The sequence below is a fragment of the Pseudomonas sp. LBUM1644 genome, from assembly GCF_059716195.1.
Genome location: NZ_CP166812.1, coordinates 945,256 through 957,276, shown reverse-complemented (window position 1 = coordinate 957,276; position 12,021 = coordinate 945,256). Strand labels below are relative to the sequence as shown.

Sequence of the window (12,021 nt, the reverse complement as noted above, 5' to 3'; positions counted from 1 at the left end):
AAAGGACTCTGCGATGATCAACGCGCAATTGCTGCAAATGGTGATCAATGCCTCCAACGACGGCATCGTGGTTGCCGAAAAGGAAGGCGAGCACGACAACATCCTGATTTACGTCAATCCGGCATTCGAACATATGACCGGTTACAGCAGTGAAGAAGTCCTCTACCAGGATTGCCGTTTCCTTCAGTCGGGAGACCGGGATCAGGAGGCGCTTGCCTTGATTCGCGCCGCATTGAGCAGCGGTGGCTCCTGCCGGGAAATTCTCAGGAATTACCGCAAGGACGGCACGCCATTCTGGAACGAGCTGTCCCTTTCTACAGTGAAAAACCCAAGCGACGGGCAGACTTATTTTGTCGGCGTGCAAAAAGACGTCACCGTTCAAGTCAAGGCACAGCAGCGCGTAGCGCAACTGGAAGCCCAACTGGCTGAACTCCAGGCTGAACTTGCCGCACTTAAAGCGACGAACGGCAAAAACAAAACCGCGAATTAATTGTCATTAACTACAATCACCGATGACTTTGTAACTATTCAATTCGAGTTAGCCATGCAACGCGACGCGCTCCTGACCCAGGATGAGCTGGATTTCATCCAGACCATGCAACACAACCCGCAACTCAATGTGCGGGATGCGACGTCGAGCCTGCTCGTCAACGGTGGTTCGCAAATCCGTGACTTGCTCACACGCCTCGCAGCGCATGAGCAGGTCACCATCCAGGCCAATTTCGAAAATCAGCAGATGACTTTCCCGCTGCATCTGGTGGAAGACGAGTTTCACGCGCTGCACTTGCGCCTAGGGGTTCCCAGCATCTATGAAGATGGCCCGATGGTCCGGCCATGGCGGCTGGTGCTCGAAGAACCGGTAGCACTGGAGAACGCCAACGGCCAACCCGGTACGATGTGGGTGCATGAAGTGTCGTTTAAAGGGGTTCTGCTGGAAGTTCGCAACAAGACCAAGCCGCCGAAACATTTCGCCTTGTGGTTCAGCCCCTCAGGCTACGAGCGGATCGCGTTGCGCGGTACTTTCGAGAAAGAAACCGAGAATGGTTTCTACGCCTACCAGTTGAGCCAGAGTGACAAGGACGAAACCGAGCGTCTGCGCCAATACATCCTGCAGCAGCATCGGCTGACGCATCCCACGCTGCATCTCTGAATCTCAGGTATCGAGGTTACCCGCCAGGAATTGTTTCAGGCGCTGGCGCATCACTATCCCGTCATTACCCAGGCAACCAATCGACGATCCGGCGAGGCTCTCCTGCGCCAGATCGGACGCATCGCCCGCCAGAAACAGCTGACAATCAAGGCTCAACGCCAAGCGATTCAGGCGCCGTGGCAGTTCGGGCGCCGGCGCGTGATTGGACATCAACACCAGCGCCTGTGGCTTGATCTTTTCGCAAACCAGCATCAGCTCATCGAATGGCTGGCCAATTGTCAGCAGTCGCACGCCCATTTCATTGCTGCTCAAGAATAGGGCTGCCACCAGCAATTCAAGTTCACGGCATTGACCCGCCAGAGCGCTGACGATCACCCGTCGAGGCTGGGAGCTGCGCATCAGCAGCAAGCGCTGCAAGACACGAGTGCGCAAGTAGCCGTCGAAAAACAACCACTCGCTGGTCTGACCGAAACGGTCCTGGCGCTGTAACAACTGTTTCCAGAGCGGAATCAGAATGTCCTGAAACACCACCGACGGTGAGTAGCTCGAAAAAATCTGCCCGTAGACCTGATCCAGTTGAACATCATTGAATGTACTCACCGCCGCATGAACCTGCTGTTGCCATTGCGCGTAGTCGGCGAGTACGAGTTCATCGGGAATGATTTGCGCCAGTGCCTTGAGCGGTTCGGTCTTGGCCAATATCTTGCCGACCTTGCTCACGGCCACACCACGCTCAATCCACCCCAGAATGGTCCGGACCTTCTCGACATCGGTCATTGAATACAGGCGATGCCCGCTTTCGGTGCGCGTAGGCTGGATCAGCCCATGACGACGTTCCCAAGCCCGCAGCGTGACCGGGTTGATTCCAGTCAGGCGTGCCACCTCACGAATCGGAAACAATTCTTCCCGTTCCAGGGCAAGAACGGGCAAAGCAGGAGCATTGTCAGTAATGACAGGCATTTGGGGGGTTAACGTCCATGTGTTAGCTGGATCCCATTTAACGCCAATGCCCCCTCACTATTCAAGGGATGGATCAACAAATGCTGGCGTTATCGGCGGAAACAGGAATAATCCTTGCTTGTTTGAAGACGCAGCCCATCACCCCGGCGCTGCGCCTGGCGAAACTCCTATCCGGAGCGACGCGTTTGTTATTCGGAGATACACAATGTCTACCTCACCCGTCACGCTGATGGTTGCGCGTCGCGTCGCCGATGGGCGCTATCAGGACCTGATGGCCTGGCTGCGCGAAGGCGAACAACTGGCCACCGATTTTCCCGGTTATCTCGGCTCTGGCGTGCTCGCTCCGCCGCCCGACGATGACGAATTCCAGATTATTTTCCGTTTCGTCGACGGGCAGACCCTGCATGCCTGGGAGCATTCCGCTTCGCGTACAGCCTGGCTGGCACGCGGCAGTGATCTGTTTGCCCACCCTACTGAACATCGGGTCAGTGGTATCGAAGGCTGGTTCGGCGCCGTCGGCCAACGCCCGCCACGGTGGAAGCAGGCGGTGGCGATCTGGCTGGCTTTCTTTCCGGTTTCGCTGTTGTTCAACTTTGCCCTCGGGCCATTGCTGAGCGAAATGGGCTTACTGAGCCGGGTGTTCATCAGCACCCTGTGCCTGACACCGCTGATGGTCTACTTCTTCATTCCTCTGTCGACCCACGTGCTGGCCGGCTGGCTGAACAAAAAAGCGCAACCCGCTTCATTGATCGTCAAATCGATCAGCGATCACTAGGGTATCTTTGGTGTATCGGTCCACAGGCCTTCCCGCCCAAATAACACCGGCATTGCTACGGGTGGGAGAAGCTGGCCGCTAGCGGGAAAACTTCAGTTATGCTGCACGCATTTAGCCCGTGCATAGACCTACTGAAGCTGATCGCACATCTATGAATAGTCCAATACTTGTCACCGGTACCAGCAAGCGCGTCGGCCTCCAACTTGCCACTAGACTGGCCGAGGCCGGCCATACCGTTATTTGCGTCAGCCGCTCGACGAACCTGGAGATGCCGCACCCGAACATGCTGCCGTTCCAGGCAAATCTTGAACTCCAGGGTGATCGCGAAGCGCTGATTGCCTATATCAAGAGCAACTTCGACAGTTTGCGCGCAGTGATCCACAACGCTTCCTTGTGGCTGGACGATGGCCTGGAGAATCTGAACACCATGTTCAAACTCCACGTCGAGGCGCCCTACCATCTGAACCTGGAACTGGGCGAGCATCTGCAGCGCCTGGAACGATCGGACATCATCCATATTTGCGACGAGACCTCATCACGGGGCAGCAAGAGCCACATCGGTTATGCCGCCACCAAATCGGCCTTGCAAAACATGGTGCTGTCGTTCGCAGAGAAATACGCCCCCACGATCAGGGTAAACGCGATCCTCCCCGGCTTGCTCATCCTCAAGGAAAACAGCACGCCGGATTACACCCAGCGAACCTTGAAGAAAGCCCTTCTCGAATTCGAACCTGGCGCGCAACCGCTGATCGACGCCGTCATGTTCTTGCTCAACACCGACTACAGCACTGGAAGCAGCGTCGTCATCAATGGCGGGCGCCACCTCAAGAAAGGAATCGTCAATGATTGACTCGAAGAAGCTGATCTACCTGCCGCGCAAGATAAAGTGGTCGATCGTCGGCGCACTGTCACTCTGTTTTGTGGCAGCGATTTATGTGTCGTTGGCCTTTGTCGGTGTTCCCGACCATAGCGACTGGATCCTGCTGTCCTTGTCTCTGGCGCATATGACTGGCACAGCGCTGGTCATCAGCCTGATACTGATCTTTGGTGAACGCGAAGCCAACCTGGACTACCTGACGGCAAAGACACAAAACCTGCTGTTGATAAACATGCCGACAACGCTGGGGCATATCGCAGATTCGCACGGGCTGAAGCTGAATGTAAAAGTCTCCGCCATCAACAATATTTTCGGCGCCAATTACACACTGGAAAACACCAACACCAAGACCAAAATGTGGGTCGGTTTCAATGTCGAACGGATTATCGTTGCCTACTTCCTGAAAACCACCGAGTCGGTGGAAACCATCAAGGACATTTTCAAGTACACCTTTGGCGGTGCCGAATCGGTTGGTTATAAAGTCAACTTTGAGCCCGCCACCATCAAGAGTACCGGAGAAGATATTCTGTCCATCTGGTGCATATGGCCCGGCCAGCAAGATGGGACGAATCTTTCCACCGACCTGCTCAACAGCCCGGACAAGAAGCTATTCATCATTCAGGACATCGCAATGATGACGCAGTCCTTCATCCGGACCGCCGAACGCAACTCGGTGAACATTTTCACCGATGCCGATCCCGCACCTTTATAGCCTTTATCGCGTGTAGAGAACTCACATGAACGATCAACAACGCCTGGAACTCGAAGCCGCCGCCTTTCGCCGTCTGGTCGCCCACCTGGACAGCCGCAAGGATGTACAGAACATCGACCTGATGAACCTCTCGGGCTTCTGCCGTAACTGCCTGTCCAAATGGTATAAGGCCGCGGCCGACGAACGTCAGATCGAGGTCAGCCTCGACGACGCCCGCGAAGTCGTCTACGGCATGCCGTACGCCGAGTGGAAAGCCCAATACCAGCAAGAAGCCAGCTCCGAACAGCAAGCGGCGTTCGCCAAAGGAAAACCCAATGAATGATTTGAACACCCTGCGCGCCAGCCTCAACAGCGGCGAACACGTTTTTGCCGACACCCTGGCGTTCATCGCAGAGGGTTACGACTACCAGCCTCAAGCCTTCAACAACGGTGGCGTGGAAAACGCCGCCGGGCAGAATGAAGGTTCGTGCAAGACGCTGGGCCTGGCGCTGCTGGAAGACCTGGGCGATGAAGAAGCGCTGTTGGCGTTTGGCGAGCATTACCGCTCTGTGTTGGCCACCCCTGAGGGCAGCGACCACGGCAATATTCGTGCATTGATTGCGCACGGTCTGGCCGGGGTGAAGTTCTCGCAGCAACCGCTGACACGTCGCTGAATTGTAGGAGCGAGCTTGCTCGCGAAAAAATTAAGGACGCCTCAGGGCATCTGGTTTTACGCGGTATCGTTTACGACCATCGCGAGCAAGCTCGCTCCTACAGGTGTATGACCACACATCCCGACTTTTAAGATTGACCCGGCAACTTTATTTCGTTTGCCGGACACTGCTGCTCACGGCTTAGATAAAAAGGAGCCTCCCTTCTTCTGAGTCGGTCATCCATGAGCAGCGAAAACATCAGCCGGTCGATCAACATCGTGCATCCCGTCACGCTCAGCCACGGCAAAAATGCCGAAGTCTGGGACACCGATGGCAAACGCTACATCGACTTTGTCGGCGGTATCGGGGTGTTAAACCTCGGCCATTGCCACCCGCGCATCGTCGAGGCCATTCGCGAACAAGCCACCCGGCTGACCCATTACGCATTCAACGCCGCCCCGCATGTGCCCTACATCGAACTGATGGATCGGCTCGCCGCGTTCATTCCGGTCGATTACCCGGTCAGCGGCATGCTCACCAACAGCGGCGCGGAGGCAGCGGAAAACGCCTTGAAGATCGTCCGTGGCGTGACTGGCCGCACAGCGGTCATCGCCTTCGACGGCGCCTTCCACGGCCGTACGCTCGCCACGCTCAACCTTAATGGCAAAGTGGCGCCTTACAAACAGAAGGTCGGCGTGCTGCCGGGGCCGGTGTTTCATTTGCCCTATCCGAGCAAAGACAACGGTGTGACCTGCGCCGAAGCGCTGAAGGCGATGGATCGACTGTTCAGCGTCGAAATCGATGTCGAAGACGTTGCGTGTTTTATCGTCGAACCGGTGCAGGGCGAAGCGGGCTTTCTGGCAATGGACGTCGAGTTCGCGCAGACGCTGCGCAGATTTTGCGATGAAAAAAACATTCTGCTGATCGCCGATGAAATCCAGTCTGGCTTTGGCCGCACCGGACAGCGCTTCGCGTTTTCGCGATTGGGCATCGAGCCGGACCTGATCCTGCTCGGCAAAAGCATCGCCGGCGGCGTGCCGCTCGGTGCGGTGGTCGGGCGCAAGGCGCTGCTCGATTATTTGCCCAAGGGCGGACTGGGCGGCACCTATTCGGGCAATCCCATTGCCTGCGCCGCGGCATTGGCGACGCTGGATGAAATGACCGACGCGAACCTGCAAGCCTGGGGCGTGCAACAGGAAGAAGCGATCGTCAGTCGCTACCAGTCCTGGCGCGCGCGCAACCTGTCGCCGTATCTGGGCCGTTTGACCGGCGTCGGTGCGATGCGCGGCATCGAGCTGGCCAATATCGACGGCACCCCGGCATCGGCGCAGTTGACCCAACTGCTGGCGTTAGCCCGCGACGCCGGTTTGCTGCTGATGCCCAGCGGCAAGTCGCGCCACATCATTCGATTGTTGGCGCCGCTGACCACTGAGGCCAATGTGCTGGAGGAAGGCCTGGACATCCTTGAGGCGTGCCTGGCAAAACTGACCTGAGCATAAAATCCCTGTAGGAGCTGCCGCAGGCTGCGATCTTTTGACCTTGACCTTTTAGAGCAAAGTCAAAAGATCGCAGCCTGCGGCAGCTCCTGCAGGGTTTAACGTATTTGTCTGGCTCACAAAAAAACCGGCCGAAGCCGGTTTTTTCATTCAACGATCTCAGAACTTGGCGTTCTGCAGGTCGTCGAGGTAACGCTCGGCGTCCAGTGCCGCCATGCAGCCTGCACCGGCGGAGGTGATCGCTTGACGGTAAACGTGGTCAGCGACGTCACCGGCGGCGAAGATGCCTTCGAGGTTGGTCGCCGTGGCGTTGCCTTCACGACCGCCGTGCACCACCAGGTAGCCGTCTTTCAACGTCAGCTGACCTTCGAACAACGAGGTGTTCGGAGTGTGGCCGATGGCGATGAACACGCCGTCGACTTTCAGCTCGTCGAAGCTGCCGTCGTTGTTCTTCAGGCGAGCACCGGTGACGCCCATGTTGTCGCCCAGGACTTCGTCCAGGTTCGAGTTCAGCTTCAGGATGATCTTGCCTTCGGCAACGCGAGCATTGAGCTTGTCGATCAGGATCTTCTCGGCGCGGAACGTTTCGCGACGGTGAATCAGGGTCACCGTGCTGGCGATGTTGGCCAGGTACAGGGCTTCCTCGACAGCGGTGTTGCCGCCACCGACCACGGCCACTGGTTTGTTGCGATAGAAGAAACCGTCGCAGGTTGCGCAGGCCGAAACGCCTTTGCCCATGAACGCTTCTTCCGAAGGCAAACCGAGGTAACGCGCGCTGGCACCGGTGGCGATGATCAGCGCGTCACAGGTGTAGGTCGCGCTGTCGCCGGTCAGGGTGTAAGGCTTGGCAGCGAAGTCCACGGCATTGATGTGATCGAAAACGATCTCGGTTTCAAAGCGCTCGGCGTGCTCTTTCATGCGTTCCATCAGCGCCGGGCCGGTCAGGCCGTGGACGTCGCCCGGCCAGTTGTCGACTTCGGTGGTGGTGGTCAGTTGACCGCCGGCTTGCATGCCGGTGATCAGCAGTGGCTTGAGGTTGGCACGGGCGGCATACACCGCAGCGCTGTAACCGGCAGGGCCGGAACCGAGAATAATCACTCGCGAATGACGGACTTCAGACATGACCTGCTCCTGTTGACCGGCCCGGAATACCTGGCGCGGAACGCCGGGTTGCCGGCGGGAATAAAAAAGGACCGTTGACAGCACTTGGGGAAGGCTTGAACCCGACAGTCCTGTAAAAGAATGGGTGCAGCGTATCGAGGGGGCGAAGATTAAGGAAATACGGTTTAACAATCCAGCTCATAGGTGGTCTCTATCCCGTCGCGGCGAATATAGAGACGCCTTTGTTACAGTTGATGTCGATGCTGCGACCGCGCTTTCGCCTGTCTGGCAAAGCCGGTAAGGTCGGCGCGTTTCCCTTTTGCTCGGAGCACGCTATGCCCGCCCCTGTTCTGTCCGGCCCGCAATACCTGCGCGAAGGGCTCAAGTTGGTCCTGAGCCCCAGCCTGCGTTTGTTCGTGTTGCTGCCGTTGGCAATCAATCTGGTGCTGTTCGTCGGATTGATCTATCTGGCCGGCCATCAATTCAGCGTGTGGGTCGATACGCTGATGCCGACGCTTCCCGACTGGCTGAGTTTTCTCAGTTACATCCTCTGGCCAATCTTTGTGGTGCTGGTGGTGTTGATGGTGTTCTTCACCTTCACGATGCTCGCCAACGTCATTGCCGCGCCGTTCAACGGCTTCCTCGCGGAGAAAGTCGAAGTGGTCGTGCGCGGCACCGACGACTTCCCGGCCTTCAGTTGGGGCGAACTGATCGCCATGATCCCGCGCACCCTCGCCCGGGAAATGCGCAAACTCGGTTACTTCCTGCCGCGCGCGATCGGGCTGTTCATCCTGTCGTTCATCCCGGTGGTGAACATCATCGCCGCGCCGCTGTGGCTGCTGTTCGGGGTGTGGATGATGGCGATCCAGTACATCGACTACCCGGCGGACAACCACAAACTGGGCTGGAACGAGATGCTCGCCTGGCTGCGCCAGAAGCGCTGGCAGAGCATGAGTTTCGGCGGAATCGTTTATCTGGTGCTGCTGATTCCGGTGGTCAACATTCTGATGATGCCGGCCGCCGTCGCTGGCGCGACCTTGTTCTGGGTTCGCGAGCGCGGTGTGGAGAATCTGGTGGTGCAACGCTGATTCGGTCACAAATCCATCATCCTATCGTCACAACGACGACATGGCCCCAGCCGACACTGGGGTCATGACGACAGCTCTGCATATCACCCTGATCACCGAAACGTTTCCTCCCGAAATCAACGGCGTGGCCAATACCCTTGGCCGCTTGTGCGACGGTCTGCGCGCGCGCGGTCACCAGGTGGAGCTGGTGCGGCCACGGCAGGGTTGCGACCAGCAGTTGGGCAGCGACGATGAGTTGCTGCTGTGCCGGGGCTGGCCGCTGCCGGGGTATCCCGGTTTGCAGTGGGGTCAGTCGTCGATGCACAAGCTGCTGCGGCGTTGGAAGCGCCACCGCCCGGACGTGCTCTACATTGCCACCGAAGGCCCGCTGGGGTTGTCCGCGTTGCGCGCGGCTCGGCGCTTGGGAATTTCCGTGGTGAGCGGTTTTCACACCAACTTTCAGCAGTACTCCAGCCAATATGGGCTTGGACTGCTGACGCGCTTGCTGACCCACTACCTGCGCTGGTTTCACAATCGCTCAACACTGACCCTGGTGCCGAGCGTGAGCCAACGAATGGAACTGGAGCGCCGGCACTTCGAGCGTTTGGCATTGCTGTCGCGCGGCGTCGACAGCCAGCTGTTTCACCCAACCAAACGTCTTATGCCCCTGCGTGAGAGCTGGGGCCTGGGTGATGACGACATTGCCGTTATCCACGTAGGACGTCTGGCACCGGAGAAAAACCTGGGTCTGCTCAAGCGCTGCTTCGACACCCTTGAAAGCACTTATCCACAGCGCAAGTTGAAACTGATTGTGGTGGGCGATGGCCCGCAACGCGCGGCGATGGAGCAAGATCTTCCCGAAGCGATTTTCTGTGGCTCACAACGTGGAGAAGCGCTGGCCAGTCACTATGCGTCGGGGGACGTATTTCTGTTTCCCAGCATGACCGAAACCTTCGGCAATGTGGTGCTTGAGGCATTGGCATCAGGATTGGGCGTGGTGGCGTACGATCAGGCAGCAGCGGCCCAGCATATTCGCCATGGCTACAACGGCGTGTTGGCGATGCCGGGGGATGCAGAGGCATTCTGCGACGCAGCGGCGTGGCTGCTGGAGGAACGTGAAACCTTGCGTTGTGTGAGGCTCAATGCGCGCCAGCATGCGAGCCGGCAAGGTTGGGCGGCAATTATCGAGCAGTTCGAGGGGCAGTTGCGTGGGGCTTGTGTGCAGGGGCAGGTTCTGCCTGATACGGCATTGTTGCCTTAAGAGCTTCGCGGGCAAGCCTCGCTCCTACAGATTTGTGTCGATAACCATACTGGGTACGGCACAAATCTGTAGGAGCGAGGCTTGCCCGCGAAGAGGCCCTTCCTGATGGCGCTTAAACCAGCGTCATCAACGCCTCACGGCTGAACGGCAGGATGTCTTCCTCACGACCCTCACGCACTTTCTGCGCCCAGTCCGGGTCCACCAGCAGCGCACGCCCCACCGCCACCAGATCGAATTCGTCGTTGTTCAAACGCTCCAGCAGGTTTTCCAGGCTGGCGGGTTGCGCGATCTTGTCGGTGTTGACCATGAACTGCAGGAACTCACCATCAAGACCCACACTGCCCACGGTGATGGTCGGCTTGCCGGTCAGTTTGCGTGTCCAGCCTGCCAGGTTCAGTTCGGAACCGTCGAACTCAGGCTCCCAGAAACGGCGTGTCGAGCAGTGGAAAATGTCCACGCCCGCCTCGGACAACGGCTTGAGGAATTCGCCCAGCGCTTCCGGGGTTTGAACCAGACGCGCAGTGTAGTCCTGTTGTTTCCACTGCGAGAAACGGAAGATGATCGGGAAACCTTCGCCGACTGCCGCACGCACGGCCTGAATCAGCTCGATGGCGAAACGCGAACGGTTGGCCAGGCTGCCGCCGTATTCGTCGGTGCGCTGGTTGGTGCCTTCCCAGAAGAACTGGTCCACGAGATAGCCGTGGGCGCCGTGGATTTCCACGCCGTCCATGCCGATGCTCTGCGCGTCTTTGGCCGCTTGGGCGAACGCAGCGATGACGTCCTGGATGTCCTGTTTAGTCATGCCGTGAACGACGACCTGACCGTCTTTCAATTTTTCCGATGGACCGTAACCTGGCACGCTGGCATCCGGCTCGGTGCCGATGCGGCGCACGCTGCCGACATGCCACAGTTGCGGAACGATCTTGCCGCCTTCAGCGTGCACCGCGTCGACCACTTTCTTCCAGCCGGCCAATGCCGCTTCACCATAGAAATGCGGCACGTTCGGGTAGCCGTTGGAGGCCTTGTGACCGACGGTGGTGCCTTCGGTGATGATCAGGCCAACGTCCGCGGCGGCGCGACGACGGTAGTACTCGATGACTTTGGAATTGGGCACGCCACCCGGCGAAAAGGAGCGGGTCATCGGCGCCATGACGACGCGGGTCGGCAGTTCGAGGGTGCCGAGGTGGAACGGTTTGAACAGGGCTTTGACGGGCATGGGGACGCTCCACGGGAGATGACTTTATGACGGCGATAATATGGGGAGTGCCGAGTCATGGGAAGCATTATTGATTTTGGTGATTTAGGGTCAAAAGACAGAATCAAAAGATCGCAGCCTTCGACAGCTCCTACAGGTGTACACATTCCCCTGTAGGAGCTGCCGAAGGCTGCGATCTTTTGATCTTTTAGCTCAACGCTTTTTCAATCGCGTGAATCACGGTCGGATCATCCGGCGCCGTGCGCGGCGAGAAACGCGCCAGCACACGCCCGTCCTTGCCTAGCAGGAATTTTTCGAAGTTCCAGGTAATGTCCCCCGGAAACTCCGCACCCTCGCCCGCCAGCAGACGGTACAACTGATGACGTTCGTGCCCGTTGACTTCCAGCTTGCTGGACAACGGGAAAGTCACGCCATAGTTGAGGCTGCAAAATTCCTGGATCTCTTGCTCGGTACCCGGTTCCTGCCCGGCAAACTGGTTGCACGGCAGGCCCAGCACGCTGAAACCCTTACCTTTGTATTGCTGGTAGAGGTTCTCCAGCGCCGCATATTGTGGGGTCAAGCCACATTTGGAGGCGACGTTGACCACCAGCACGACGTGCCCCTTGAAGGGCGCCAGAGGTAACTCCTGACCATCCAGGGCTGTCAATTTAAGGTCGTGAAAAGCACTCATGACGTACTCCAAATTCCCGTGTTCTTCTCGAAACAGCCACTTGGCGGTGCCATCAGGGACAGCCGCGGACTAAAAAGGCGCCCTCGGGCGCCTCTCCAGTACTC

General features: G+C 58.0%; 14 protein-coding genes. 10 read left to right on the top strand and 4 right to left on the bottom strand.

Annotated features, from left to right (window positions below):
- The first annotated feature begins 13 nt into the window (after window positions 1-13).
- Window positions 14-490: a PAS domain-containing protein gene (locus ACA052_RS04355; protein ID WP_497648551.1), complete on the top strand. Its 477-nt coding sequence runs from the start codon at window positions 14-16 to the stop codon at window positions 488-490.
- Between the two features lie 54 nt (window positions 491-544).
- Window positions 545-1,150 carry a hypothetical protein gene (locus tag ACA052_RS04350; protein ID WP_497648550.1) on the top strand — a complete coding sequence of 202 codons (606 nt, stop codon included), beginning with the start codon at window positions 545-547 and terminating at the stop codon, window positions 1,148-1,150.
- Between the two features lie 3 nt (window positions 1,151-1,153).
- On the opposite strand, the gene ACA052_RS04345 is transcribed toward ACA052_RS04350, so the two are convergent.
- The gene (locus ACA052_RS04345; protein WP_497648549.1) at window positions 1,154-2,110 is read right to left on the bottom strand and encodes a MerR family transcriptional regulator; all 957 of its coding nucleotides are present in this window, start codon (window positions 2,108-2,110) and stop codon (window positions 1,154-1,156) included.
- A 205-nt stretch (window positions 2,111-2,315) separates the two neighbouring features.
- Here ACA052_RS04345 and ACA052_RS04340 point away from each other — a divergent pair, with 205 nt between their 5' ends.
- The 6 genes from ACA052_RS04340 to ACA052_RS04315 all read left to right on the top strand — a co-directional run bounded on the left by ACA052_RS04340 (window position 2,316) and on the right by ACA052_RS04315 (window position 6,599).
- Window positions 2,316-2,885, top strand: a complete 570-nt coding sequence (locus ACA052_RS04340; RefSeq protein ID WP_497648548.1) for an antibiotic biosynthesis monooxygenase — start codon at window positions 2,316-2,318, stop codon at window positions 2,883-2,885.
- A gap of 151 nt (window positions 2,886-3,036) precedes the next feature.
- A complete protein-coding gene (gene folM / locus ACA052_RS04335; protein ID WP_497648547.1) occupies window positions 3,037-3,735 on the top strand; it encodes a dihydromonapterin reductase in 699 nt (232 codons plus the stop codon).
- Window positions 3,728-4,474 carry a hypothetical protein gene (locus ACA052_RS04330; RefSeq protein WP_497648546.1) on the top strand — a complete coding sequence of 249 codons (747 nt, stop codon included), beginning with the start codon at window positions 3,728-3,730 and terminating at the stop codon, window positions 4,472-4,474. The genes folM and ACA052_RS04330 overlap by 8 nt, the downstream gene beginning before the upstream one ends.
- A gap of 25 nt (window positions 4,475-4,499) precedes the next feature.
- Window positions 4,500-4,796 carry a DUF1244 domain-containing protein gene (locus ACA052_RS04325; protein ID WP_497648545.1) on the top strand — a complete coding sequence of 99 codons (297 nt, stop codon included), beginning with the start codon at window positions 4,500-4,502 and terminating at the stop codon, window positions 4,794-4,796.
- Window positions 4,789-5,127: a HopJ type III effector protein gene (locus ACA052_RS04320; RefSeq protein ID WP_497648544.1), complete on the top strand. Its 339-nt coding sequence runs from the start codon at window positions 4,789-4,791 to the stop codon at window positions 5,125-5,127. The genes ACA052_RS04325 and ACA052_RS04320 overlap by 8 nt, the downstream gene beginning before the upstream one ends.
- Before the next feature lie 221 nt (window positions 5,128-5,348).
- On the top strand, window positions 5,349-6,599 hold the full coding sequence (locus ACA052_RS04315; RefSeq protein WP_497648543.1) for a 2-aminoadipate transaminase: 1,251 nt from the start codon (window positions 5,349-5,351) through the stop codon (window positions 6,597-6,599).
- 162 nt (window positions 6,600-6,761) lie between these two features.
- Here the strand turns inward: ACA052_RS04315 and trxB are convergent, their stop codons facing one another.
- Window positions 6,762-7,724: a thioredoxin-disulfide reductase gene (gene trxB, locus ACA052_RS04310; protein WP_123405339.1), complete on the bottom strand. Its 963-nt coding sequence runs from the start codon at window positions 7,722-7,724 to the stop codon at window positions 6,762-6,764.
- A 314-nt stretch (window positions 7,725-8,038) separates the two neighbouring features.
- On the opposite strand from trxB, the gene cysZ reads away from it, so the two are divergent.
- Both cysZ and ACA052_RS04300 read left to right on the top strand, forming a co-directional pair.
- On the top strand, window positions 8,039-8,791 hold the full coding sequence (gene cysZ / locus ACA052_RS04305; RefSeq protein WP_497648542.1) for a sulfate transporter CysZ: 753 nt from the start codon (window positions 8,039-8,041) through the stop codon (window positions 8,789-8,791).
- A gap of 40 nt (window positions 8,792-8,831) precedes the next feature.
- Window positions 8,832-10,031: a glycosyltransferase family 4 protein gene (locus ACA052_RS04300; protein WP_497648541.1), complete on the top strand. Its 1,200-nt coding sequence runs from the start codon at window positions 8,832-8,834 to the stop codon at window positions 10,029-10,031.
- A 112-nt stretch (window positions 10,032-10,143) separates the two neighbouring features.
- On the opposite strand, the gene ACA052_RS04295 is transcribed toward ACA052_RS04300, so the two are convergent.
- Window positions 10,144-11,247 (bottom strand): NADH:flavin oxidoreductase, encoded by a 1,104-nt coding sequence (locus ACA052_RS04295; protein ID WP_497648540.1) that lies wholly within the window; start codon window positions 11,245-11,247, stop codon window positions 10,144-10,146.
- Window positions 11,248-11,434: 187 nt separating this feature from the next.
- A complete protein-coding gene (locus ACA052_RS04290) occupies window positions 11,435-11,917 on the bottom strand; it encodes a glutathione peroxidase (RefSeq protein WP_497648539.1) in 483 nt (160 codons plus the stop codon).
- Window positions 11,918-12,021 lie beyond the last annotated feature (104 nt).